We start from the raw sequence: 26,605 nt of genomic DNA, 5'->3' as shown, positions 1-26,605 counted from the left end.
TAGAGAAAGGACAAGGTAGAACAGAAAAGCGCAGGCGACTGCTTAGCCCCGTACGCATAAGCAAGCTGACAGAAGTACGCGTAGCGGACTGTAGTCAGATTGCTTATGACGCTAGGGGCTAGGAGCCGGAGCTAGACATCAACCGAAAAGCGCAGGCGGGGTGCCAAGGGCCGTACGCATAAGCAAGCTGGCGGAAGTACGCGTAGCGGTCTGTAGTCAGCTTGCTTATGACGCTAGGCCCTCCCCGCCGGAGCTAGACACTACCAGAAATGCCCTGTCAAAGTACTCTTCAAATTCACTGCAAAAACCTATATTATAAATGAATCAATTATTTATGTATAAAAAAAGAAACTGGCTTGCCAGCTCCTTTTTGCTAAACTACTCTGTAGCTTCTTGTTGTTTCTTTTGTTCAATTAGAACGTCTTTATGAGAAAGGTTGACGCGACCCTGGTTATCGATTTCTTTAACCTTAACCTTCAACTGGTCTCCAATAGCTACAACGTCTTCTACTTTTCCAACACGTTCTTCAGCTAATTGAGAGATGTGGACTAATCCATCTTTCCCTTTAAATAGTTCAACGAAAGCACCGAATTTCTCGATACGTTTAACAGTACCCAAGTAAATTTCGCCAACTTCAACTTCTCGAACAAGGTCTTCGATAATTTGTTTTGCATTACGGTTTGCTTCTGCATCTGTAGAAGAGATGAAGATTTTCCCGTCTTGTTCAATATCGATTTTAACGCCTGTCTCTTCGATAATCTTGTTGATTTGTTTACCACTTGGTCCGATAACGTCACGAATCTTATCAGGCTTAATAGCCATTGTAAGGATTTTCGGAGCGTATGCAGAAAGCTCTTCTCTTGGTTGCTCGATTGTAGCCATCATGCTATCAAGAATTTCTTTACGCCCAGCTTTCGCTTGTGTAAGAGCATCTTCTAAGATAGAGCGAGATAGTCCTTCAATCTTAATATCCATTTGTAGAGCAGTTACACCTTTTTCGGTACCTGCTACTTTAAAGTCCATATCTCCAAGGAAGTCTTCCATACCTTGAATATCAGTAAGAACAGTATAATCCTCACCAGATTTAACAAGACCCATTGCAATACCTGCTACAGGTGCTTTGATCGGAACACCAGCATCCATCATCGCGAGGGTACTTGCACAGATACTTGCTTGTGATGTAGAACCATTAGATTCTAGAACTTCAGAAACAAGGCGTACTGTGTAAGGGAAATCTTCTTCAGAAGGTACAACTTTTTCAAGAGCACGTTCACCGAGGGCACCATGACCAATTTCACGACGTCCCGGTCCACGCATAGGTCCTGTTTCACCTACACTAAAATGTGGGAAGTTATAATGGTGCATGAATCGTTTTGATTCCTCTAAATCAAGACCATCAAGAATTTGCACATCGCCTAATGCTCCCAATGTACAGATACTTAGTGCTTGAGTTTGTCCACGTGTGAATAGCCCTGAACCGTGTGTACGAGGAAGAATCCCAACGCGAGAGGATAAAGGACGAATCTCTTCTGGTTTACGGCCATCTGGACGTACCTTTTCCTTCGTGATTAAACGGCGCACTTCTTCTTTTACAATTTTATCAAGTACAGATTTAACTTGACCTAATTTTTCACTTTCTTCTTCTGACTCTTCATACTCAGCAATAACATTGTTTTTAACTTCAGTGATTGCTTCATCACGCGCATGCTTTTCTTCTGTTTGAATGGCTTTAATTAGAGCGTCTTTTGCTTTTCCTTCTACTTCTGCAACAATATCCGCGTCTAGTTCGAATAACGTAACTTCACGCTTCTCTTTGCCAACAGCAGCAATTACTTCTTCTTGGAAAGCTACAAGGCGTTTAATCTCTTCATGACCAAACATAATTGCTTCTAACATGACCTCTTCAGGTACTTCGTCTGCACCTGCTTCTACCATGTTCACTGCATCTTTTGTTCCTGCTACAGTTAACTGAATGTCGCTATTTTCTTGTTGTTCAATTGTTGGATTAATGATAAACTCTCCATCAACTCGCCCGACAATTACACCAGCTACTGGGCCATTGAAAGGTAAATCTGAAATAGATAATGAAAGGGATGAACCTAGCATAGCCGCCATTTCAGATGAACAATCCTGATCCACACTCATTACTGTGCTAATAACTTGAACCTCATTACGAAAGCCGTCAGGGAACAACGGGCGGATTGGACGGTCAATTAGACGAGAAGCAAGAACTGCCTTCTCACTAGGACGTCCTTCACGCTTAATAAAGCCACCTGGGATTTTACCGACAGCATATAATCTCTCTTCATAGTTCACAGTAAGAGGGAAAAACGGCAAGTCTTTTGGTTCTTTAGATCCTGTTGCGGTTGCTAAAACAGATGTGTCTCCGTATTGCACCATACATGCTCCACTTGCTTGTTTCGCTAACTCTCCAATTTCAATACGTAAAGGACGGCCAGCAATTTCAGTGGAGAATACTTGTTTTTCTTCTGCCATTTGTATGTTAACACCTCTCATACTCGATCTTATATTCTGATTCTTATTGTGCATAAGATTCCTCTTATGTATTAATTTTAGCTATAGAAAAAGCGGGAAATCATCCCGCTTTTTACTACTTAACGACGTAGGCCTAGTTCTTTAATTAATTCACGGTAACGAGTTACATCTTTGTTACGTAAATAGTTTAAAAGGTTACGACGTTTACCTACCATTTTTAGAAGACCACGACGAGAGTGGTGATCTTGCTTATGAGTACGTAAATGCTCGTTTAATTTTGTAATCTTTTCAGTAAGGACAGCGATTTGAACCTCAGCGGATCCAGTATCGTTATCATGTGTCTTGAACTTACTAATGATTTCATTCTTACGTTCTTGTGTGATAGCCATCCTATTCACCTCCTAAAATGTTTTCGAACCCCAATCCCCTAGCAAGCGTCGGTGATTTCGACTTGCCAAGCGATGGTTCCTGTGCCATATGCAGCACAACTATTAATGTACATGTTTTCATGAAAAAATGCAAGGGAAAGCCATAATTCTACGCAAAAAAGTTACGAATTTCAGCTTCATCTTTCTGTAATTGATGAATTAGATGATCTACACCGTTAAATTTAACTTCATCCCGGATGAAAGCATGCCATTCGACTTCTAGCTGATCTCCATATAAATCTCCCTCATAATCGAAGAGGTTTATTTCAACGGATAGAACCTTTGTATCTTGAAAAGTTGGTTTGTATCCAATGTTAGCCATTCCAAAATAGGAGGAACCTCTATGCTCAACCTTGACAGCATACACGCCCACCTTAGGCAATAGGTATTCTTCAGAAACATCAAGATTTGCTGTAGGAAAGCCGATAGTACGTCCCCTTTGGTCACCTGTTATGACTGTACCTCGAACTCTGTAAGGGCGCCCGAGAAGTTCATTAGCTAGATCGATATTTCCCTCTCGAATGGATTGCCTGATCAGGGTGGAACTAATTTTTTTATTATGATCCGTTACTTTTGATACAACCGTTTGAGAAAGGGCGTCACCTCCGTGAGCAGGAAGAGTTTCCATTGTCCCTTTCCCCATCTTACCGTATGAAAAATCAAAGCCCGCTACAACATGAGAAACATTCAGACCGATAAAATAATGATTCACAAATTCTTGAGGCAACAAACCTGCTAAATCTTTATTAAAGGTTACGAGATAGACACGATCGATACCTAAATCTTCAAGAACCTTTATTTTATCCTCCAAGGGAGTTATATATTGTACATGCTGCGTTTCTTTCTTTAAGACAACAGATGGATGAGGATGAAAAGTCATAACAGCACTCGTTCGACCCGTTTCATCGGCTATTTGCTTTGCTGTGCGAATTACCTCCTGATGTCCACGATGAACCCCATCAAAATACCCTACAGCCATTACGGTATCAGGAAGATCATCCTGATGTAGTGTGTGGGGATGTTGTAGTTCAAATATTTCCATTTCCTCTCACCCTCTTTTCCTAACACGTTTCACTCGTATTGAAATACTCGCACTGGCTTAATTAAATGTGGTTTCGTTGGGTGTATTTGATAAATCGCCAGCAATTTACCTTCCTCATTTACCATACCGAATGGATTTGTTTCAGGCAATCTTGAAGGCTTAGGGAAAACCATTCCGTGATAAACTTGATCTTCTTTACCTTGTTCTATCTGTAATTGCCCTAGGTGTTTAATCCCTCTTTCTAACGGTTGAAACAATTGATCAAGATTTCCTTCATCCCTCGATTGCTCAATTTGTTCAAAAGTGAAAGATTCCTTCGCCGTAAAAGAACCAGAAGCTGTACGAACTAAAGAAGACATGTGAGCTGGATACCCTAGTGCTTTTCCAATATCCACACAAAGTGTGCGAATATACGTTCCTTTTGAACATGTGATGTTAATGGTAAACGAAGCCGTACCATCGTTGTATGAAACCTCATCTGATGTGAGGGCTATATCGTAGATCTGAACCGTCCTCTCAGGCCTTTCTACTTCAATTCCTTCTCTTGCATATTCATACAAGCGTTTTCCATCAACTCGAACTGCTGAATACATAGGAGGGATCTGAGTAATCGTTCCTGTAAAAGATTTTAATACATTTTTAATATCTGAAAGGTGTATGTCTTCAACAACGCTTTCTTCAATCACTGCCCCCGTTTGGTCTTCTGTCTCTGTTGCTTTCCCTATCGTTACTGTAGCCTTGTAGACTTTTTCAGATTCTGTAACGTAAGACGATATTTTGGTAGCCATGCCTACACACATTGGCAGAACTCCTTCAACGTCTGGGTCAAGGGTACCTGTATGACCTACCTTTTTTGTGCGTAAGATCCCTCTCATCTTCATTACACAATCATGAGATGTCATGCCTTTTGGTTTCCATAAAGGGATAATTCCATTCATTATAACGCCCCCTTACTGTATTCTTTCAATATGTAGGTTTATAACAAATAAAAGGGTCTCCCTTAAAGGGACAGTTCCCCTTATACATAGATACCGTATCATTTCCTTTGGTATCCACATTCTTTGGGAAGCAGCCCCCTTGTGGGACACCCTCTAAAAGACTTTATTCGTTTGTATCGTTTAAGTCTTGTAAGATGGTTTCGATACGATTACCGTACTCAACAGCCTCATCAAACTCAAACATAATTTCAGGCGTCTTGCGAAGGCGTATTCTTCGTCCGATTTCAGAACGAATAAACCCTTTCGCTTTGGCAAGACCAATCAAGGTATCCTGTTTCTGCTTATCATCACCTAAAACAGAAATATACACTTTAGCTTGCTGCAAATCACCTGTTACCTTTACTTCTGTGACAGTAACAAAGCCAATGCGAGGATCTTTAATCTTCCGACTAATAATATCCCCTAGTTCTTTCTTCATTTGTTCACCGACACGGTTTGCTCTTAAATCACTCATTTTTTCACCTCTTTGTTCGGAGGGAGGGCTACAACCATTCCAAATTTGTTGTGGTACGTTCAATTTCTGGGAAGGAGTCAATCATGGCTAATACTCGATTGATCTCCTTTTCAGCCTGGACTTTGTCACTTGAAACCGTAACAAAGCCAAGGCCAGTTCGTTGCCAAACATCTTGATGATCCAATTCTGCTACAGCAACATTGTACTCATTATGTGCTCTTGTCAAAATACGCCGTAAAACGGAACGCTTTTCTTTTAAAGAATGAGCATCATAAATGAGACATTCTACCTCTACAGACGCAATCATTTGCGTTCGATTTCCTGCATTTCAAAGGCTTCAATAACGTCACCTTCACGGATATCATTGTAGTTTTTGATAGTGATACCACATTCATACCCTTTTTGAACTGTTTTCGCATCATCTTTGTAACGTTTTAGAGCGTCAATTTCACCTTCATATTGGACAATACCATCACGAATAAGGCGAACGCCACCGTCGCGTTTAATAACACCTTCGGTAACGTAACTTCCGGCAATTGTACCAACTTTAGAAACCTTAAAGATTTCGCGGACTTCAGCTTGACCAACAATTTTCTCTTCGAATTCAGGATCAAGAAGCCCCTTCATTGCGCTTTCGATCTCTTCCATTACCTTATAGATAATGCGATGAAGGCGAATGTCTACATCCTCAGATTCTGCTGTACGCTTAGCATTAACATCTGGACGTACATTAAATCCAATGACAATTGCGTTTGAAGCAGATGCAAGGATAATATCTGATTCTGTAATCGCACCTACACCAGTATGAATGATCTTAACCTTTACTCCCTCTACATCAATTTGTTGCAAGGAAGAAGCAAGTGCTTCTGCAGAACCTTGAACGTCTGCTTTAATGATAATATTAATTTCTTTCATATCACCTTGTTTAATTTGTTCAAATAAATCATCAAGGCTAACTTTTGCTTTCTCACCACGGTTCTCTTCAATCATTCGTTGTTGACGTGCCTCACCTACTTGGCGCGCTTTCTTCTCATCATCAAATGCAACGAAACGATCTCCTGCTTGTGGTACACCATTAAGTCCAGTGATTTCAACTGGTGTTGAAGGAGGAGCTATTTTTACGCGACGTCCTAAATCATTTACCATCGCACGCACACGTCCAAACGTATTTCCAACTACGATAGGGTCTCCTACATTTAACGTACCGTTTTGAACTAATAAGGTTGCAACAGAACCGCGACCTTTATCAAGCTCTGCTTCAATTACTGTCCCCATTGCTAAACGGTTAGGGTTTGCTTTTAATTCTTCAACTTCTGAAACTAGAACAATCATCTCAAGAAGATCGTCAATTCCTTCACCTTTTACAGCTGAAAGATGAACAAAAATGGTTTCTCCACCGTACTCTTCAGGAACTAAATTGTGTTCCATAAGTTCCTGTTTTACGCGATCTGGATTTGCGCCTTCTTTATCCATCTTATTCACTGCTACGATGATTGGAACTTCTGCAGCTTGAGCGTGATTGATCGCTTCAATGGTTTGAGGCATAACGCCATCATCAGCTGCTACTACTAATATCGCAATGTCCGTTACTTGAGCACCGCGAGAACGCATGCTTGTGAATGCTGCGTGACCTGGGGTATCAAGGAACGTAATTTTCTTATCATTTTCTTCTACTTGGTAAGCACCAATGTGCTGCGTGATTCCTCCAGCTTCCCCTGCTGTTACTTTCGTTTTACGAATGGAATCAAGAAGCGTTGTTTTACCGTGGTCAACGTGTCCCATAATGGTTACAACAGATGGGCGTTCTATTAAATCAGCAGGATCATCATCAGAAATATAGTTCTCGAAATCAGTTTCGTCTACTACAATTTCCTCTTCTGCCTTCACACCATACTCGTCACAGATTAACACAATTGTATCTGCATCTAAGTCCTGGTTTTTAGTAGCCATTACACCTGATAACATTAATTTCTTAATGATCTCAGATGATTCTCTTGATAGTTTCTCTGCCAGTTCTGCAACTGTAAGGCTACCCGTATACGTAATTTTCTCAGGTAGCTGAGGTTTCTTAGCTTGCGGGCGTTGCTGTTGATTATTACGGTTTTGACCGCCACGGTTATTTCGCTTGTTATTTTGGGTTTGCTTTTTGTTGTTGTTTTTATTGTTTTTATTCATACGATTATCCTGATCTTTCTCACGTTTTTTCTGACCGCCACCCTTTTGATTGTTGGATGGTTTGGCAGAACCTTGTGAGTTATTTTGTTTCTTTTCTGCTCCCTTTGCTTGAGGGTTCTGGTCACTTTCACCTTTATTATACATACCATCCAGACGCGTCTTTGTTTCGTCTGAAATAGTTGACATATGGTTTGTGACCTCTATATTCATATTTTGTAATTTCGTTAATACATCTTTACTGGTTACATTTTTCTCTTTGGCATATTCATAAACACGCATTTTCGTCATACGTTCACCCCCGAATAGATTCATCGAGCATCGATGTGATTTTCGTAGCGAAACCACGATCGGTAATAGCCAGGGCTACTCTGCCTGATTTCCCTATTGCACTAGATAATGTGTCCCGATCAACGACTTCACGAAAAGGGATATTATAAAAGCTACATTTATCTTTTAGCTTCTTTTTTGTGTTCATCCCCGTATCGTTAGCTATTAAAACCAGGCAGGCTCGTTTTCGTTGTATATCACGAACGATGGCTTCTTCACCTAAAGTGCATTTACCGGCTCGAAATGCTAGTCCAATCATATTGAGGAATTTCTGATTCATGCTAATCCTCTTGTACCATTTCTAAAAGTTGATCATAAAGTTCCTGGTCAACTTTTGTTTTTAAATGGTGGGACAATATACTTTTTTCTCGAGCGGTCTGAATGACTTCTGCATCCTTGGTTAAATAAGCTCCTCGGCCGTTCTTCTTTCCGGTTTCATCGATAAAAACTTCCCCGTCTTTATTCCTTACGACACGAATTAGCTGTTGTTTAGGTAGCATTTCCTTGGTAACTACGCATTTTCTTAATGGTGTTTTTTTGTTCTTAGCCATTTCGAGTCCTCCTTATTCAAATAGATCTTCGTCTACTTCAGAATAAGTGTCCTCTTGATGTTCACCAGGTGTAATCGTGCCATCTTCTACAGCGTCCGATTCACTCTTGATGTCAATTTTCCATCCTGTCAATTTAGCAGCAAGACGCGCATTTTGTCCACGCTTTCCGATCGCTAGAGACAGCTGGTGATCTGGAACAACGACTGTTGTTGCCTTTTCTTCTTCATTTACAAGAACCTCAACAACTTTTGCCGGGCTCAAAGCATTAGATACAAATACGACTGGGTCCTCTGACCACTGGACAATATCAATTTTCTCGCCCTTTAGCTCATTTACGATTGCTTGTACCCTTTGTCCGCGCTGCCCCACACAAGAGCCAACTGGATCGATTTCTGGGTCAGGTGCGTGAACGGAAATCTTAGAACGATCTCCAGCTTCACGAGAGACAGATTTAATCTCTACAGTTCCATCATAAATCTCAGGTACTTCCATCTCAAATAAACGCTTAAGTAAACCCGGGTGAGTACGGGAAACGTAAATATGAGGACCTTTATTGGTGTTTTCAACTTTTGTTACAAATACTTTTATACGATCATGAACATGATATTCCTCTGTAGGCATCTGTTCCCCTACCGGAAGACGAGCTTCAACTTTTCCTAAGTTAATGTACGTAAAACGCGCATCCTTACGTTGAATAATTCCTGTCATCACATCTTCTTCACGATCAATATATTCACTAAAGATAACACCGCGTTCAGCTTCGCGCACACGTTGAGTTACAACCTGTTTGGCAGCTTGTGCTGCAATACGACCAAAGTCTTTTGGTGTTACTTCAATTTCAATTACGTCATCGACATCGTAGTTTGGGTCGATTTTTTTCGCTTCATCCAGAGAAATTTCTTGTTGTGGATCCATTGATTCATCTACAACAATTTTGCGGGCATATACATGCATACCACCGCTTGTTTCATCCAGATCAACGCGAACGTTTGTCGCTGATTTAAAATTCTTCTTATATGCTGAAATAAGGGCTGCTTCTAATGCTTCCATTAGAAGATCTTTATCTATCCCTTTTTCTTTCTCTAAGTAATGAATGGCATCAAAAAGCTCACTACTCACCGTTTCTTCCCCCTTTAATTAAAACTGACAGCTAGTCTTGCTTTTGCAATGTTGTCAAACGGTATTTCGATTGTTTTCTTACGTGTTTTGATTGTTACTTCTACAGAAGCTGTATCATTTTCAAAGGATAGTAAACGTCCTTCAAACTCTTTTTCACCATCAACATGTTCATATACTTTCACATTCACATTATGACCTACATGGTTTTCAAAGTCTTTTCTTTTCTTTAACGGGCGTTCAGCACCAGGTGATGATACCTCTAAAAAGTAAGGGAAGGTAATGGGATCTTCAGCATCAAGTTTTTCGCTTAATTGCTCACTAACCTGGCCGCATTCTTCAATATCAACCCCACCCTCTTTATCAACATATACTCGCAGAAAATAGTTTTTCCCTTCTTGTTCAAACTCAATGTCTACGAGCTCAAGGTTCATATCTTCAAGGATTGGTTGAATGAGTTCTTCAGTGATTTCCGTTACATTCTGGCTTCCCAATGGAATTCCCTCCTTTTTGAATACTAATCAGATAAGCCGATACGCTAAAATTCCCTGCTGAGACAGCAGGGAATTGGTTCGGCGGTCAAATTCGGAAGTAATACGAAAGAGTGGGTTGCCCCACTCTTTTACTCTCATACGTATCTTCTGTCATACCAACAAAAATATACCACACACACGAAATTTTAGCAAGTCTCGTTTAGAACAGGGATAACTGGTTTTTATCCGGCAATCCTTGTAAACACCCATGATCATCAAGGTACTCTAAGACTGTTTTCGAAATTCGACTCCGCTCTCGGAGGTCCTCTTTAGATAAGAATTCTCCGTCTTCTCGCGCTTTAACAATATTGATGGCTGCGTTTGTTCCTAATCCATCAATGGAGTTAAATGGCGGGATGAGGGTATCCCCATCTACAAGAAACTCGCTTGCTGCAGAACGATATAGATCTACCTTTTGGAAGGAGAATCCACGTTCTTGCATTTCAAGAGAAAGTTCTAAAACGGTTAATAAACTTTTTTCTTTCGGTGTAGCGTCGAGACCTTTTCCGTTGATCTCTTTGATACGTGCTCGAACCGCTTCAGAACCTTTCACCATTGTATCGATGTCAAAGTCACTCGCACGTACAGTGTTATAAGCTGCATAAAAATAAATCGGATGGTGAACTTTGAAATAAGCAATGCGTACTGCCATAAGAACATAGGCTGCAGCGTGGGCTTTAGGGAACATGTATTTAATCTTTTTACAAGACTCAATATACCAATCTGGTACACCATGTTTTTTCATTTCTTCAATCCACTCAGGTTTAAGGCCACGTCCCTTACGAACAAACTCCATAATGGTAAAGGCTGTAGGGGCCTCTAGTCCCTTGTGCATCAAATAAACCATAATATCATCACGGCACCCAATTACTTCAGAAAGAGTACAGATTCCGTCACTAATAAGCTGATCGGCATTGTTTAGCCAGACATCCGTTCCGTGGGATAAACCTGAAATAATGACAAGTTCTGCGAAGGTAGATGGCTTCGTATCCTCTAACATTTGGCGCACAAAGCGAGTACCAAATTCAGGTACACCTAGTGTTCCTGTCTTACACATAATTTGATCAGGTTCAACGCCTAAAACCTGTGGTCCGCTAAAGATTTTCATCACTTCTTCATCGTCAGTCGGAATCGTCTTAGGGTCAATCCCACTCAAGTCTTGTAGCATACGAATTACTGTAGGATCATCATGCCCTAGGATATCAAGCTTTAATAAATTATCGTGAATAGAATGGAAGTCAAAGTGTGTCGTCATCCATTCAGATGATTGATCGTCTGCTGGATACTGAATCGGCGTAAAATCATAAATGTCTTGGTCATCAGGGACAACAATGATCCCCCCTGGGTGCTGTCCGGTTGTTCGTTTAACCCCAGTGCATCCTTGTACTAACCGATCTACTTCTGCATTTTTATACTGAAGCTCATGATCGCTTGCATAGCCTTTTACAAACCCGTACGCTGTTTTCTCTGCTACTGTACCAATTGTACCTGCACGGAATACCTTATCTTCACCAAACAGCACTTTCGTATAATTGTGTGCACGTGGTTGATATTCACCAGAGAAGTTTAAGTCAATATCAGGTACTTTATCTCCTTTAAATCCAAGGAACGTCTCAAAGGGAATGTCTTGTCCATCTTTCTTATATGGAATCTCGCAATCCGGACAATCTTTCTCTGGTAAATCAAAACCTGAACCAACCGAACCATCTGTAAAGAATTCTGATTTCTGACAAGCCGTACACACATAGTGAGGTGGCAAAGGATTTACTTCCGTAATATCTGTCATCGTAGCTACGAATGATGAACCTACTGAACCACGAGACCCGACTAGGTACCCATCATCTAAGGATTTCGTTACAAGTTTTTGTGAAATCAAATAGATTACCGCAAATCCGTTACCAATAATACTATCGAGCTCTTTTTCGATACGTTTTTCGACAAGTTCAGGTATTGGATCTCCGTAAATACTTCTAGCCTTGTTATACGTCATTTCACGCATTTCATCGTTCGCCCCGTCAATATTTGGAGTATACAAATCGTCCTTTACGGGTTTGATCTCTTCAATTGAATCAGCTATGTGCTGAGAGTTGGTTACCACCACCCTCTTCGCTGTTTCTTCATCTAAGAAGGAGAAGTCATCAAGCATTTCATTTGTGGTTTTAAAATGAACATCTGGTTGCGTCTGTCGATTAAGTGGATTACCACTTTGGGACCCAATAAGGATTTTACGGTAAATCTTCTCGTGAGGGTCTACGTAATGGGTATTGCCTGTTGCTACCACGGGCTTTTCTAGGCGGTCAGCCATATTGATTAAGTTCTTTAAAATGTCATATAAATGGGCTTCATTCCGTACAAGGTCCTTCTCGATTAAATGATAGTAGTTTGAAGGCGGCTGCACTTCAATATAGTCATAAAACTCAGCCACTTTCTCTGCTTCATCCTGTGACTTCTGCATCATGGCTTCAAATACTTCACCCTTGTCACAACCGCTACCAATTAAAATTCCTTCACGGTATTTCTTTAGCACAGAACGAGGAATTCGGGGTACCCGGTAGAAATAATTCACAAGGGACATGGAAACAAGTTTGTAAATATTCTTAAGACCCGTAGGATTCTGAGCCAAAAGAATAGCATGGGATGGGCGAGAACGCTGATAAGCATTTCCTTCCCCCATAAATTTGTTTAAATCCATATGGTTATGAATATCTTTTTTCTGCGCCTCTTTTAACAGCTTCCATAACAAATACCCTGTTGCTTCCGCATCATAGATGGCACGGTGGTGTTGCGTAAGTTCAATATCGAACTGTTTACATAAGGTATTAAGACGGTGATTTTTTAACTGTGGCACAACTAGACGTGCAAGTTCTAACGTATCAATAACAGGATTAGAAGCTTTCTCATACCCGATTTTTTGCAAACCAGCATTTAAAAAGCCCATGTCAAAGCTTGCGTTATGGGCTACGAGTATAGAATCACCCATCCATTTATGAAAATCTTTAAATACCTCATCAGGGTCAGGGGCATCTTTAACCATATCATCTGTAATCCCTGTTAAATCTGTTGTGGTTTGGCTTAATGGTTCATGTGGGTTAGCAAAGGATTCAAATCGATCAATGATCTCGCCTTCTTTAATCTTAACCGCTGCTAGTTCAATTACAGTATCATAAATAGCCGATAACCCTGTAGTTTCAACGTCAAAAACGACGTATTCATCTGTTGCCAGATCACGATCCTGTTCTTCATAAGCAATCGGCACACCATCATCTACAATATTCGCTTCTAAACCATAAAGAACCTTAACTCCATGCTTGCTACCAGCACCATAGGCTTCAGGATAAGATTGTACGACTGCGTGATCTGTTATAGCAATAGCTTTATGCCCCCAATTGGCTGCTTGCTCAATTAATCTAGAAGCAGAAACGGTAGAATCCATTTGACTCATTGTTGTATGAGCATGGAGTTCAACTCTTTTTTCTCCTTCTGGAGCTTCATCTTTTCGAACCACTGGCTTTACTTCATTAATGTCAGACCCCATCATCGTTAGCTCATTTGTGTAGTTGTCTGTTTGAACTCGCCCTTTTGCTTTGATCCACATTCCTTTTTTCAAGCGCTGGAATTTCTCTTCGTCATCATCTCGACGTGAGAACATTTTCACTTGAATAGAGTCTGTGTAGTCGGTCATTTTAGCCATTAGTAAATGACGACCTGAGCGTAGCTCTCGAATTTCTACATCAAACACATACCCTTGAATAACCATCGTATTTTCTTCTTCTTGAATAGACTCAATCTTATCAGGAACATCTTTAATGTTATAACCAATAAGAAGTGGCCCATCATGAAGGACTTCATCATCATCTTTATCTTTCGCACGTTGTTCCTTTTCTTGAATCGCTTTTTGAACAATGTCTTTATCTTCTTGTTTCTTCTGTTGTTTGAATTGCTCAAGTGCTTCCTCAGAAGAACTCACTTCAACCGTTAACACATACAGAGAAGCCCCTACACGATTACAAAACGCCTGGAAAGGTTCACTTAATCGACGCTTTAAAGCATGAGCTTCAGCATCATTCCGTGCATGCAAAACCAATTTGTTTCCTTCAATTTTTGGGCGCTGTTCATGAAGGAGGTCTTTATAGGCAGGAGATAGATCAGGTATTGATTTAACAAAGTGCATCCAGTAATCACAAATGCTGTCTTCATCTAATTTCTTTTCGCCTGTTTCAATTGACCATGTAATCGTAGCTATATGATGAAAAGCTTCATACAACTTCGAAGTGAACACAGCGTATACCTCTGGTGGTAACACGGTTGGAATATAAAAGTAAAAGTGCCATTCCTTTGTTGGTTTGTGCACGGATAGTTTTGTTAACTTGCTATCTTGAAAATGGGCATTCACAAGATCTTCTGGCATTTCGATTTGCTTTAGGAGCAACTGCATTTTTTCTAATTGCGAAAGGTCCATGCTACATATCCTCCCCTTCATAAGCAAAGAGAGGTACCTTCGCTGACGAAGGTACCTATTTTCCACTTACAATTCTTTTAATAGTGCTTCAATATGTTCAACTAGTTCACTTTCGTGTACCTCGGCTTGTTCGCCTGTTACACGAATTTTACTTTCTACGACACCTTCATCGGCACGTTTACCTACTGTAATCCGAAGTGGTATACCAATAAGGTCGCTATCAGCAAATTTAACACCTGCACGCTCTTTTCGATCATCATATAAAACCTCAATGCCTTTCTCTTTTAGAGTAGCATAAAGACGTTCAGCTAATTCTTTTTGTTCGTCTTTTTTCACATTAAGGGCTAAAAGATGAACGTGATATGGAGCCACTTGCTTTGGCCAAGTAATCCCAGCATCATCATGATACTGCTCAACAATAGAGGCTAGTGTACGAGATACACCAATACCGTAACAACCCATGATAAGTGTTTGGTTCTTCCCGTTCTCATCTAGGAAGTTTGCTCCCATTTTCTCTGCGTAAAACTGGCCTAACTTGAATACGTGTCCCACTTCAATTCCTTTGGCAAATTGAATTGTGCCTTCACCATCTGGAGAAGGATCTCCTTCTTGTATAAAGCGAAGGTCAGCATAATGAGTCACTTCAAAATCATGGCCTGGTGTGACATTTTTAAAGTGGAAACCATCTTCATTAGCTCCACAAGTAGCATTTACAAGACTCTTCACAGCATTGTCAGCCACGATCTCTACTGTTTCTGATGCGCCTACAGGACCTAATGAGCCAAAACCAGCACCAATGGCTGCTTTCACTTCTTCTTCAGAAGCAAGATCAATTAAGCTAGCATCATATAGATTCTTTAACTTCACATCGTTTACTTCATGATCACCGCGGGTTAGAACCATAACTAACTTTTCATCGTCTAGCTTGAACATAATCGCTTTAATTCCTTCTTCAAGAGAATGTCCAAGAGCTTCCGCAGCTTCTGCCATTGTCTTACAATTAGGAGTTGCTATCTTTTCCCGATCTTTTGGTTGCTCAGAAGACGGCTCATATGAAGTTACGACAGGAGCCATTTCTATATTGGCCGCATAATTACTTTGATCCGAATATGCAATTGTATCTTCCCCAACTTCTGATAGCACCATAAATTCATGAGTATCTTTACCACCCATGGCACCAGAATCAGCTATAACAGCACGGAAGTTTAATCCAAGACGTGTGAAGATGTTTTTATAAGCTCTAAAAATACGCTCATAGGCCTGATCAAGACTTTCTTGTGTGCTGTGGAAAGAGTAAGCATCCTTCATTAGGAATTCTCTTCCTCGAAGTAACCCAAAACGAGGGCGTTTTTCATCACGGAACTTTGATTGAATTTGATAAACCGTTAATGGTAATTGTTTATAACTTTTCACTTCATCGCGAATGATGGCTGTTACTTCTTCTTCATGAGTAGCACCAAGGGCAAATTCACGATTGTGGCGATCATGCATACGCATTAACTCAGGGCCGAATGTATTCCAACGCCCTGTTTCTTTCCAGTGTTCAGCTGGTTGAAGGGCTGTCATATTCATTTCCATTGCGCCCGCATTTTCCATTTCTTCTCGAACTACTGCCTCTACTTTTCGTAGCACTTTTGTACCTGCTGGTAAAAAGGAATATATACCAGAAGCTACTTTTCGGATGAAACCGGCACGAACTAATAATTGATGACTTTTAATCTCTGCATCAGCAGGATTTTCACGTAGGGTAGGTAAGAGCATTTCACTCTGTTTCATCCTAATTCACCTCGTCTCTCTATTTACTTATAAAAATAATCGTTGAATATCATTCCATGTTACAACAATCATGAGTAACATGAGAAGTGCAAAACCAATGAAATGGACAATGGCTTCTTTCTGCGGTTCAATTGGCTTCCCTCTTACTGCTTCTACACCAACGAATAGAAGGCGTCCTCCATCGAGGGCTGGAAGAGGAACCAAATTAATAATCCCAAGGTTAATACTTAACATAGCGATCCATGGCAAGTAATTAGCCCAGCTCATACTCACAACTTCATCTGTTGCATTGTAAATTCCCACGGGTCCAGATAACTGATCAATCGATAATTGACCTGTAACCAGTTGCCCTAGATTCGTCAAAATCATTGTAGTGATTTCATATGTTTTTGTAAAACCATAGGTTGCGAGAGTGGTCATGGATTTTTCTTTGGGTTGGAATACACCAATTTTTCCGACTTCTTCACCATTTCGTTCCATTACGCCTGTCTTAACAGGAACCATTAAGTTCTCTCCGTCGCGTACAATGGATAGTTCTACCGTTTCATTAGGTTTTTCTTGAATAATTTCAACAAACTCAACCCATGTTCCAACGTTCTCACCACCAACTGCAGCTACTTTATCCCCCTGCTGTAACCCAGCTTCTTGAGCAGGACCATCTTCTGTTAACTTACCTAGTGTAGAGTCATTAGAAGGGACCCCTTGAATCATAGCGAGCAGATAGAAGATGACAATCGCAAGTAAGAAGTTCATCATAGGCCCAGCAAACAACTGCATGGCCCGCTGTGGAACCGTCTTCGATGCAAATTGGCGATCATAAGGAGCGATTTGAGTTTCTTTCTCATCCATGACAAACAGAGCATCTGGTTCAACATCAAAAATGAGTTTTTCATCTTCATCAATCTCATAACCCTGAATCATAAGCTTATGATCTAAATCAGCTTGTTCAACCTCAATCACTCTTGCATTAGGATATTTCGATTTGTTATTCACAATAATCCGGTTTACCTTACCAGCTTGGCTGAATTCAAGCCCAATATGGTGTCCTGGTTTTAATTCCACAATTTCAGGGTCTTCCCCTGCAACGCGAACATACCCACCAATAGGTAATAATCGGATTGTATAGAGCGTTTCGTTCTTCATGAATGAAAAGATCTTTGGTCCAAATCCTATTGCAAACTCACGAGCTAACATACCTGCACGCTTAGCAAATATCAAGTGACCTAGTTCATGTACAAAAACAAGCAATCCAAACATGAATATAAATGCTAATATAGTCGGCAAAAATAGCACCTACCTTTTATTTTACGTAAGATTTAACTCTTGCTCGTGTTTCCTGATCAACCTCTACAATTGTTTCAAGAGAAGGCCTTTCAATTAACTCATGTTCGCTGAGTGCACGTTCGATCAGCGATTCAATCCTAAGGAAATCAATATCCCCTTCTAAAAAGAGCGCTACCGCCTGCTCATTAGCCGCATTAAGTACAGTAGGCATTGTTCCTCCGGCTCTTCCAGCTTCATAGGCCATACGTAGACATGGAAAACGTTCAAAGTCCATTTCTTCAAAATGGAGTTTGCCTATTTCTACTAAGTTTAACGTTTTCGTATCTTTCATTTCAAGTCGATTTGGATAAGTCAGCGCGTACTGAATGGGCACACGCATATCCGGGGTACCTAATTGAGCCATTACGCTTTTATCATTAAATTCAACCATGGAGTGAATGACGCTTTCACGATGCTGAATAACATCAATATCGTCATAAGGGATATCAAATAGCCAGTGCGCTTCAATAACTTCAAGCCCTTTATTCATCATTGTTGCTGAATCAATTGTAATTTTTGCGCCCATGCTCCAATTCGGATGATTAAGAGCGTCCTCAACGGTAACACCCTCAAGCTCAGACCTCGCCTTATCTCTGAAGCTCCCTCCTGAAGCCGTGAGGGTAAGCTTATGAATGTCCGAATGGTTCTCTCCATTTAAACATTGATAAATCGCTGAATGTTCGCTGTCTACAGGAAGGATATCGACACCGTTTCTTTTGGCTGCTTCCATTACTAAGTGTCCAGCTGTTACGAGCGTTTCTTTATTCGCAAGCGCTACTTGCTTACGGGACTCAATCGCTCCAAGGGTTGCTTCTAGCCCCACACTTCCCATTACAGCATTCACTAACACATCTACATGGTCATGAGTGGCAATCTCCTTCATGGCAACAGAACCTACTAATACGTCAGCTTGTACGTTTGCTTCGATAAGCTCAGCCTTTGTTTCTTCACTTTGAACGACTATAATCTCCGGATCAAATTCTCTTATTAATGGCAAAGCTTTTTCTACATTCCGGCGAAAAGCCATCGCAAATAGATTAAACTCTTCGGGGTGGTTACGGATGACATCAGTCGTTTGAATACCGATTGAACCAGTAGCCCCTAGTAAAGCAATATGTTTCATCATACACGCTCCTATGCTAATTTAATCCTATGATATAAATTGGATAAAATGCAGAATGGGCAGCACAAATATCAAGCTATCAAAACGATCTAACACGCCTCCATGTCCAGGTAGTAACTTCCCTGAATCCTTAACGGAATAATGGCGCTTATAAGCTGATTCAACTAGATCTCCAATCTGACCAAACACAGCTATGAGGACCGCTCCGGCAATCACAACAAACATAGACTTGTCGAGTGGAACGAGTAGTTGGAACACCACAGCGACCACACAGGCCAACAAAATGCCTCCCAAAGAGCCTTCAATTGTTTTCTTAGGACTAATTTGTGGCCATAACTTTCGTTTGCCCAAAAATTTCCCGAAAAAGAAAGCACCTGTATCGGTTGCCCAGATTAGCAACAATGTAAAAAATACATAGTGAACGCCAAAATCCTCTACATTTCTTGTCGCAATTAAATAGTAAAAGCCCATTCCAACATACACAGCAGAAAGCAGTAAAAACCCTGTTTCATCAAATGTGAATTTGTTCTTCACAAGTACTGTGTACCCAAGCAAGATAAACACAGCTAGTAGAGTGAATTCTGCTTTTGTCATATCTACGACCCCTGAGAATGTCTCTTCAGGAGCTAATAGTACCCATAGATGGACAAACGAAATGACTCCTGGAAAGGAGATAGGCGAAATTCGTCTCATTCTCATTAATTCTGCAAGACCAATTGTTGCGAACCCATAAATAAGGATCACAAACGGAAGTTGACCAAAGAAAAATATAGGAATGATTAACAAGCCAAATATAATCGCCGTAACGATTCGTTGTTTCATAACAATTTCAACACCTTATACCCCTCCATAACGTCGCTTTCGTTTCTGATAATCATGGAGAGCTTTTTCGAATTGACCTTCATCAAAGTCAGGCCATAACACTTCTGTAAACCAAAATTCAGCATAGGCAAGCTGCCATAACAAGTAATTGCTTAAGCGTTGTTCTCCACTCGTGCGAATGAGCAGGTCAGGATCTGGTAATGTATGTGTGTAAAGGTGAGATTCAATCATCTCCTCTGAGATGATTGAAGGATCTTCATTTTCATCTATTACATCTTTTGCTACCTGACGCACCGCTTGTACAATTTCGTCACGGCCCCCATAGTTAAGCGCAAAGTTCAAAATGAGGCCAGTATTACGTTTGGTCTGATCTTTTGCATTTTCAACAGCTTTTTTGGTATGTGGGGGAAGCTTTTCAATATGCCCTATGGTCTGAACTCTGACATTATTCTCAATCAATTCTGGTAAATATGTATTGAGAAACTCATCAGGTAATTTCATAATAAATTCTACTTCGTTTTTAGGCCGTTTCCAATTTTCTGTAGAAAACGCATAAAGAGTGAGGACGCCTACATTTAAATCCGTTGCCCGTCGAACGATTTTTTTTACTACGTTCATTCCTTCTTTATGGCCAGCAACCCGTGGTAGTCCACGCTTCTTTGCCCATCTTCCGTTTCCGTCCATAATAATGGCAACGTGCCTTGGAATATTAGTACGATCTAGTTGTATTGATTCTGACGATGCCTTTTTCTTGAAAAAAGGAAGTTTTAGTACCATACGAGATCCTCCATTACGGGGCGTTAATAGTATGTGTATAGAAAAATGTGGCTTTCGCTTTGAAGCGAAAGCCAATCATTTGCCTACCTTGACTAGCTAAAAAATGAAAAACCCCCTTCTAATAAGAGGGTTCATCATTCATTGTACAAGGAAACACATTAAACTTCCATGATTTCTTCTTCTTTAGTCTTCGCAACTTTATCAATCTCACCGATGTTTTTATCCGTTTCTTTTTGAACATCATCTTGATAGCTGCGCAGTTCATCTTCTGTAATGTCACCGTCTTTTTCAAGCTTTTTCAGTTGATCATTTGAATCACGACGCACATTACGGACTTGGACTTTTGCTTCTTCTGTATATTTCTTCACGACTTTAACAAGGTCCTTACGACGTTGTTCGTTAAGAGCCGGAATATTAATACGCACGATGTTACCATCACTAGATGGCGAAAGACCTAGATCAGCTTTTTGAATAGCTTTTTCAATCTCACTGATTGAAGACTTATCAAATGGAGTGATAACGAGCATACGTGCTTCTGGAGCAGAGATCGTTGCTAATTGATTCAATGGTACAACAGCACCATAGTAATCGACTTTTACACCATCAAGGATGGATGGGTTCGCACGACCTGCACGAACTGTAGCTAATTGACGTGTAAAGGCGCGTACGGCTTCTTCCATTTGTTCTTTTGTTTGTTGTAATACTGTTTTAGGCATGTTATTTCCCCCTCACAATAGTTCCTATTTGATCGCCAAGAACGGCTTTTTTAATATTTCCTTCTTCCGTAATCGAGAATACTAGAAGTGGAATGTCATTGTCCATGCATAAGGAAGAGGCTGTAGAATCCATAACCCCTAATCCCTCATTTAGAACATCAAGATAAGATAGCTCTTCGTATTTTTTCGCATCTTTATTTTGCTTCGGATCATCATTATAAACGCCGTCTACGTTGTTTTTAGCCATTAAGATGACATCTGCTTCAATCTCAGCAGCACGCAATGCCGCGGTAGTATCGGTAGAGAAATACGGATTTCCTGTACCAGCAGCAAAAATGACCACTCGTTTTTTCTCAAGATGACGAATTGCCTTACGGCGAATATATGGTTCAGCTACTTGTCGCATTTCAATAGACGTTTGAACGCGTGTAGGAATTCCAATATTCTCAAGACTGTCTTGCATGGCTAAAGAATTCATAACAGTAGCCAGCATCCCCATATAGTCAGCTGTCGCACGATCCATGCCAACTTCGCTGCCTACTTTCCCACGCCAAATGTTTCCGCCACCAACAACAACTGCGACTTCAACACCTAACTCAGAAATTTCCTTAACCTGGCGAGCCACGGATTGAATAACAGCAGGATCGATTCCGTATCCTTCTTCACCGCTTAACGCTTCACCACTCAACTTTAATACAACACGACGATAGTGAGCTGTTGTCATAATAACCTCCATATCACATTTATGTAAGCTTTTGAAAATAGGGAACACCACGTGTCCCCTATTCCACTTAAGCTATCATATTTTTATTTATTTACTTGGTTCATTACTTCTTCAGCGAAGTTTTCTTCTTTCTTCTCCATGCCTTCGCCTACTTCGTAACGTACAAAGCCTTTAATGGAAGCACCTTTTTCAGATACATATTGCTTAACTTTTTGGTCTGGGTCTTTAACAAATGCTTGCTCAGTAAGAACAATACCTTCGTAGAATTTGTTTAGACGGCCTTCAACCATTTTTTCTACGATATGCTCAGGCTTACCTTCGTTAAGCGCCTCTTTCTTAAGCACTTCACGCTCGCCGTTTATTTCCTCTTCAGGAACTTCGTCACGAGTTACATAACGAGGGTTAACAGCAGCTGCGTGCATAGCAATATCTTTCGCTACAGCTTCATCAGTTGTACCTTCAAGAACAGATAGTACACCAATACGACCACCCATGTGAGTGTAAGCACCGAATGCATCGTTATCACCTTTTGTGACGATTTCGAAACGACGAAGAGAAATTTTCTCTCCGATTTTTGCTACCTGAGAAGTGATGTAATCTTGAAGAGAATCACCTTCACCGTGAAGTGGTTGCTCAAGAGCTTCTTCAACAGTTGCTGGTTGTTGCTTCACAAGATGCTGACCTAGCTCAGAAAGCATTGCTTTGAACTGATCGTTCTTTGTAACGAAGTCAGTTTCAGCGTTTAATTCAAAGATTACAGCAGTATTTCCGTCTACTTCGATGGAAGCAGAACCTTCTGCAGCGATACGATCTGCTTTCTTCGCAGCTTTAGAAATACCTTTTTCGCGTAACCATTCAACCGCTTTTTCCATATCACCATCAGTTTCAGTAAGGGCTTTTTTACAATCCATCATACCCGCGCCCGTTTGTTCGCGTAGTTCTTTAACCTGTTTTGCTGTTACAGCCATTATAAAATCCTCCTTAAATGTTCGATATTATGTTTCAAAGAAAAGCAAAAGCAACGCTAATCACTCTGCTTCTCATTAAAGAACGAATACCATTCCTATGTTTTCTTTAAAAAAGGTGATAAAAGGTTAATCCCTCTTATCACCTTTCAAACCTTCCTTATTCAGCAGCTGTTTCTGCTTCTTCAGCTTGAACTTCTTCAGTTTCTTCACCTTGTTTAGCTTCAAGAACAGCGTCTGCCATCTTAGAAGTAAGAAGTTTAACAGCGCGAATTGCGTCATCGTTCGCAGGGATAACATAGTCGATTTCGTCTGGATCACAGTTAGTGTCAACGATACCAACGATCGGAATGTTTAATTTGTGAGCTTCCGCTACAGCGATGCGCTCTTTACGTGGGTCGATAATGAACATTACGTCCGGAAGACTTTCCATATTTTTAATACCGCCAAGGAATTTAACAAGACGTTCTTTTTCTTTAAGAAGTTCTACAACTTCTTTTTTAGGAAGTACGTCGAATGTACCGTCTTCTTCCATACGCTCGATATCTTTAAGACGAGCAATACGTTTACGGATTGTTTGGAAGTTCGTAAGTGTTCCACCTAACCAACGTTGGTTGATGTAGTACTGACCAGCACGAGTTGCTTCTTCCTTAACGGATTCTTGTGCTTGCTTTTTAGTACCAACGAAAAGGACGTTACCGCCGTTAGCCGCTACTTCCTTAACGTAGTTAAATGCTTCATCTACCTTCTTAACTGTTTTCTGAAGGTCGATGATGTAAATGCCGTTACGCTCCGTGAAGATGTATTTTTTCATCTTTGGATTCCAACGACGAGTTTGGTGTCCGAAATGAACACCAGCTTCTAAAAGCTGTTTCATAGAAATTACTGACATGATGTTTCCTCCTAATGGTTATTTGTTATCCTCCGCCTGTCTCATCTTCATTACGGAACTCATTACATGAGCACCACCCGCATGAATCGACAAGCGTGTGTACTAACACCAAAAATAAATATATCATACGACACCATTCCAAGCAAGAATAATTATGACATTCTTAATTGAAATTTCAGCGTAAGTTCAATTTCTGTTGTGCCACGGTCTAAACGCTTTGCAATTTGCTCCACAGTAGCCCCTTGTTTATACATTTGTAGGATACGTGACTCTATCGAAGGTTGATAATCGACTTGTTCCTCTGGCAAGGGTGGTTTATATTCAACTGGCATCTCCGCAGGTAACGAATCCTCCTCAGCTTCTTTGAAAGTGACTGGTTCAGAGGTTGGATGATCCTGTTGCTTTTTCGTTTCTTGAGGGGCATTGTAACGTTCTTCTTGGACCCGAACCCTCTCCCCATTCTCACCATTTTCTTCTAATTTATTCAGTAGACGCTCATTTTCCTCTTTTATTTCAAGCAAGTATGCTGTGAAGGTGTCTTCTATCTCTTTAGCAACTTGAGCCTGTCGCTTTTCGATTTCCTTTGCCTTTGAAACTCTCAAGGAGAGAAGTACAATTGCCACTAGTAGAATACCATGTAATAAAAAACTAATGACCAGTAAATAGGTAGTCATGGTTGTCCCCCCTTAACTAAAAGCCCTTGTTGTTTTATTCCTCCATACTGCGTATCAACACTTCTCCATTATGAAAAACAGATTTTACATTGGTAAAGTTCCTGATTTCTTTTCGCTTGTATTTCCCAAAGGAGACGGTCACATTAGCAAATAGTGTACCGTGGGTAATAAAGTATGCTTCTTCCCCACCCTCATAATCTGGAACAAGCTCTTTTAATTCTTCTTTTACCAGCTGCAATCTATTGTAGGCTTGTTCATAAGAGTTACGTTGACGTAAGAGAGTGATTCTCTCTTTTGCACTTAATCCCGTTTTCTCTTGTTTCTCATGCAATTTGTCTCCGATTAACGAGAGTTTATGTAAGGTGTCCATTAACCCAACTTGCTCTTGTTCAAGCTCTTGTTGCAATTCTATAAGCTTTTTATTAGAACCTACATAAATAGAAGTAGGGGTATTCATTTTATTTCCTACATCTTTGGCTTCAATCGAAGACCCTGAAGATAGAGCACCACCTATGATATTACCTTTTTGACAATATATATGTTTTCTTGCTACGACTTCACTATGTATAATCGAATTTTCAACAAACACGTCCCGCGATGCTTCAATCTTCCCCTGATTTATATATCCACATTTCACATCCGTGCCTGCTTGTACCCATCCCTTCCCATGACCAGCTATGCCTTCAGATATATATACAGATCCTCCGGCTTCAACGCTTGAACCTTCTAAAAGTCCCGTAATGGTCACATCTCCTGTCGCTTTAATGGAATACCCTGTTGGTACATTTCCACGTATCGACACGCTACCTACAAAATCAATATTCCCTGTTCTCATCGTAACATCCCCAGGAACTTCATATAGAGGATAGACATGAACACTTCTGTCTCCTACGGAAATTTGGCCATCGGATGTAGCGTACATCCTTTGTTCTCTCTTGTTCCATTCGACATTTTGACCCGGACGGAGAACAACGGAACGCCCGGGTTTAGGAGGCACCTCTTCACCTGTTATGGTCATCCCAGAACGTCCATCCGTTGGTTGAGTTATAGTAAGCAAGGGATCACCAGCGTGAACCGATGGTATTCTGATTACATCTCGAAAGTTCACATTGCTTTTTCCTTCATAGGAGAAAGAACGAGAAAGTTCCTTTTCATATTGGACCCTCCCGTCCACTCCATCTTCAGAGGGGGTCCCTGCTGCTACCACAAGAGGAAACGCCACCTCTTCAGCACCTGAAACAACAAGCTGGAGATGGTCTTCTCTCAAGCCAGAACGAACTCCATATTCTAATAAAGTTTCTAACAGATCGTCTTTTGAGAAAGAGAGTTCTGTATGATATGCCTTTTTCAATAAAAGAGTGGCCGACATTTTGTCAGGGGTGATTTGCACCCCAAAATAATCTGAAAAACCTTCAATGATCCCCATTTACTCACCCCCATCTTACATGCTTATCGTATCTTTCAGCACATTTCTTAGCTTAAATAATGCACGTGCATGGATTTGCGAGATTCGTGATGTAGTTAAGCTCATAACATGACCGATCTCTGTTAGCGTTAGCTCTTCTTGATAAAACAAGCTCACTACTAGTTGTTCTTTTTCATTTAATTGCTGGATCCCTTGAGCTAAATCCTGATAGTTCTCCTCTTTAACCAGTTGATCATGGGGGGTGGGTGTGTTTTGATCGGGCAAGGAGTATCCTATACCCTCTTTATGCTCATCTTTTGTATCTTTTGGCTTCTCTTCAATAGATAAAAGATTCGCAAACACGGTATCTTTCATTACAGAATCTACTTCCTGTTCGGATACCCCTAACCTATCTGCCACCTCTTTTGAAGTTGCTTCTCTTTGAAGCTGCTGCTCTAATTGATCTGCCGCTTGCTCAATCCTCTTCGATTTATCACGGATGGAACGAGGCAGCCAATCTTCTTTTCGAAGTCCATCCATAATGGCACCTCTAACCCGAAAAGAAGCATACGTATCAAATTTTAAATCACGAGTGACATCAAATTTTTCAAGCGCATCATAAAGTCCGATTAATCCTAAACTCCTGATATCTTCTTTACTGACACTTTGAGGTAGATGAGCAGCAATTCGTTGCACATGATACATGACAAGGTGCATATATCTCTTTACAAGCTCATCGCCAGCCTCTACATCTCGTTCATTGTGCCATTGCTCCCATAGAATTTCTTCTTGAGGAGCCGAATTGTTGGTCATAGATACCCTCCTCATT

Annotated in this window: 23 protein-coding genes and 1 pseudogene; all 24 read right to left on the bottom strand. The window is 40.7% G+C overall.

All coding sequences use genetic code 11. The features are described from left to right. Positions 1-378 precede the first annotated feature (378 nt). The 24 genes and pseudogenes from LQ226_RS03180 to LQ226_RS03065 all read right to left on the bottom strand — a co-directional run bounded on the left by LQ226_RS03180 (position 379) and on the right by LQ226_RS03065 (position 26,589). Positions 379-2,496, bottom strand: a complete 2,118-nt coding sequence (locus tag LQ226_RS03180; protein ID WP_231416389.1) for a polyribonucleotide nucleotidyltransferase — start codon at positions 2,494-2,496, stop codon at positions 379-381. A 119-nt stretch (positions 2,497-2,615) separates the two neighbouring features. After that, a complete protein-coding gene (rpsO, locus tag LQ226_RS03175; protein WP_231416388.1) occupies positions 2,616-2,885 on the bottom strand; it encodes a 30S ribosomal protein S15 in 270 nt (89 codons plus the stop codon). Positions 2,886-3,033: 148 nt separating this feature from the next. Then, positions 3,034-3,966 carry a bifunctional riboflavin kinase/FAD synthetase gene (gene ribF / locus LQ226_RS03170; RefSeq protein ID WP_231416387.1) on the bottom strand — a complete coding sequence of 311 codons (933 nt, stop codon included), beginning with the start codon at positions 3,964-3,966 and terminating at the stop codon, positions 3,034-3,036. A gap of 29 nt (positions 3,967-3,995) precedes the next feature. Then, positions 3,996-4,904: a tRNA pseudouridine(55) synthase TruB gene (truB, locus tag LQ226_RS03165; RefSeq protein ID WP_231416386.1), complete on the bottom strand. Its 909-nt coding sequence runs from the start codon at positions 4,902-4,904 to the stop codon at positions 3,996-3,998. A 163-nt stretch (positions 4,905-5,067) separates the two neighbouring features. Further along, entirely contained in the window at positions 5,068-5,418 is a 351-nt protein-coding gene (gene rbfA, locus LQ226_RS03160) for a 30S ribosome-binding factor RbfA (protein ID WP_231416385.1), read from the bottom strand. Between the two features lie 28 nt (positions 5,419-5,446). Further along, positions 5,447-5,725: a DUF503 domain-containing protein gene (locus LQ226_RS03155; protein WP_231416384.1), complete on the bottom strand. Its 279-nt coding sequence runs from the start codon at positions 5,723-5,725 to the stop codon at positions 5,447-5,449. Next, entirely contained in the window at positions 5,722-7,881 is a 2,160-nt protein-coding gene (infB, locus tag LQ226_RS03150; protein ID WP_231416383.1) for a translation initiation factor IF-2, read from the bottom strand. The genes LQ226_RS03155 and infB overlap by 4 nt, the downstream gene beginning before the upstream one ends. A 4-nt stretch (positions 7,882-7,885) precedes the next feature. Then, on the bottom strand, positions 7,886-8,200 hold the full coding sequence (locus LQ226_RS03145; RefSeq protein WP_231416382.1) for a L7Ae/L30e/S12e/Gadd45 family ribosomal protein: 315 nt from the start codon (positions 8,198-8,200) through the stop codon (positions 7,886-7,888). Position 8,201: 1 nt separating this feature from the next. Continuing rightward, the gene (gene rnpM / locus LQ226_RS03140) at positions 8,202-8,471 is read right to left on the bottom strand and encodes an RNase P modulator RnpM (RefSeq protein WP_231416381.1); all 270 of its coding nucleotides are present in this window, start codon (positions 8,469-8,471) and stop codon (positions 8,202-8,204) included. 12 nt (positions 8,472-8,483) lie between these two features. Beyond that, on the bottom strand, positions 8,484-9,590 hold the full coding sequence (nusA, locus tag LQ226_RS03135) for a transcription termination factor NusA (protein WP_231416380.1): 1,107 nt from the start codon (positions 9,588-9,590) through the stop codon (positions 8,484-8,486). A gap of 14 nt (positions 9,591-9,604) precedes the next feature. After that, positions 9,605-10,081, bottom strand: a complete 477-nt coding sequence (gene rimP, locus LQ226_RS03130; protein WP_255686924.1) for a ribosome maturation factor RimP — start codon at positions 10,079-10,081, stop codon at positions 9,605-9,607. Positions 10,082-10,280: 199 nt separating this feature from the next. Then, a complete protein-coding gene (locus LQ226_RS03125) occupies positions 10,281-14,579 on the bottom strand; it encodes a PolC-type DNA polymerase III (protein WP_231416379.1) in 4,299 nt (1,432 codons plus the stop codon). Between the two features lie 66 nt (positions 14,580-14,645). Then, positions 14,646-16,355: a proline--tRNA ligase gene (locus LQ226_RS03120; protein WP_231416378.1), complete on the bottom strand. Its 1,710-nt coding sequence runs from the start codon at positions 16,353-16,355 to the stop codon at positions 14,646-14,648. A gap of 27 nt (positions 16,356-16,382) precedes the next feature. Beyond that, the gene (gene rseP, locus LQ226_RS03115; RefSeq protein WP_231416377.1) at positions 16,383-17,639 is read right to left on the bottom strand and encodes an RIP metalloprotease RseP; all 1,257 of its coding nucleotides are present in this window, start codon (positions 17,637-17,639) and stop codon (positions 16,383-16,385) included. Between the two features lie 16 nt (positions 17,640-17,655). Next, the gene (dxr, locus tag LQ226_RS03110; RefSeq protein ID WP_231417555.1) at positions 17,656-18,801 is read right to left on the bottom strand and encodes a 1-deoxy-D-xylulose-5-phosphate reductoisomerase; all 1,146 of its coding nucleotides are present in this window, start codon (positions 18,799-18,801) and stop codon (positions 17,656-17,658) included. Between the two features lie 27 nt (positions 18,802-18,828). After that, positions 18,829-19,623: a phosphatidate cytidylyltransferase gene (locus LQ226_RS03105; RefSeq protein ID WP_231416376.1), complete on the bottom strand. Its 795-nt coding sequence runs from the start codon at positions 19,621-19,623 to the stop codon at positions 18,829-18,831. Between the two features lie 15 nt (positions 19,624-19,638). Then, positions 19,639-20,400, bottom strand: a complete 762-nt coding sequence (locus tag LQ226_RS03100; RefSeq protein WP_231416375.1) for an undecaprenyl pyrophosphate synthase — start codon at positions 20,398-20,400, stop codon at positions 19,639-19,641. Between the two features lie 158 nt (positions 20,401-20,558). Continuing rightward, positions 20,559-21,116 carry a ribosome recycling factor gene (frr, locus tag LQ226_RS03095; RefSeq protein ID WP_231416374.1) on the bottom strand — a complete coding sequence of 186 codons (558 nt, stop codon included), beginning with the start codon at positions 21,114-21,116 and terminating at the stop codon, positions 20,559-20,561. A gap of 1 nt (position 21,117) precedes the next feature. Beyond that, positions 21,118-21,840 (bottom strand): UMP kinase, encoded by a 723-nt coding sequence (pyrH, locus tag LQ226_RS03090; RefSeq protein WP_231416373.1) that lies wholly within the window; start codon positions 21,838-21,840, stop codon positions 21,118-21,120. A gap of 83 nt (positions 21,841-21,923) precedes the next feature. Next, positions 21,924-22,817, bottom strand: a pseudogene (gene tsf, locus LQ226_RS03085) (translation elongation factor Ts); the annotation flags it as partial. Positions 22,818-22,965: 148 nt separating this feature from the next. Next, entirely contained in the window at positions 22,966-23,697 is a 732-nt protein-coding gene (gene rpsB / locus LQ226_RS03080; RefSeq protein WP_036778753.1) for a 30S ribosomal protein S2, read from the bottom strand. Between the two features lie 152 nt (positions 23,698-23,849). Then, positions 23,850-24,371: a DUF6115 domain-containing protein gene (locus tag LQ226_RS03075; protein WP_231416371.1), complete on the bottom strand. Its 522-nt coding sequence runs from the start codon at positions 24,369-24,371 to the stop codon at positions 23,850-23,852. Positions 24,372-24,405: 34 nt separating this feature from the next. Next, complete coding sequence (locus tag LQ226_RS03070; RefSeq protein WP_231416370.1) at positions 24,406-25,797, bottom strand: flagellar assembly protein A; 1,392 nt, start codon at positions 25,795-25,797, stop codon at positions 24,406-24,408. A gap of 15 nt (positions 25,798-25,812) precedes the next feature. After that, complete coding sequence (locus LQ226_RS03065; protein ID WP_231416369.1) at positions 25,813-26,589, bottom strand: FliA/WhiG family RNA polymerase sigma factor; 777 nt, start codon at positions 26,587-26,589, stop codon at positions 25,813-25,815. Positions 26,590-26,605: the final 16 nt, after the last annotated feature.

Origin of the sequence: Pontibacillus sp. HN14 (assembly GCF_021129245.1) — a bacterium.
Lineage (GTDB): Bacteria > Bacillota > Bacilli > Bacillales > BH030062 > Pontibacillus.
This window is presented reverse-complemented; position numbering and strand designations above follow the sequence as displayed.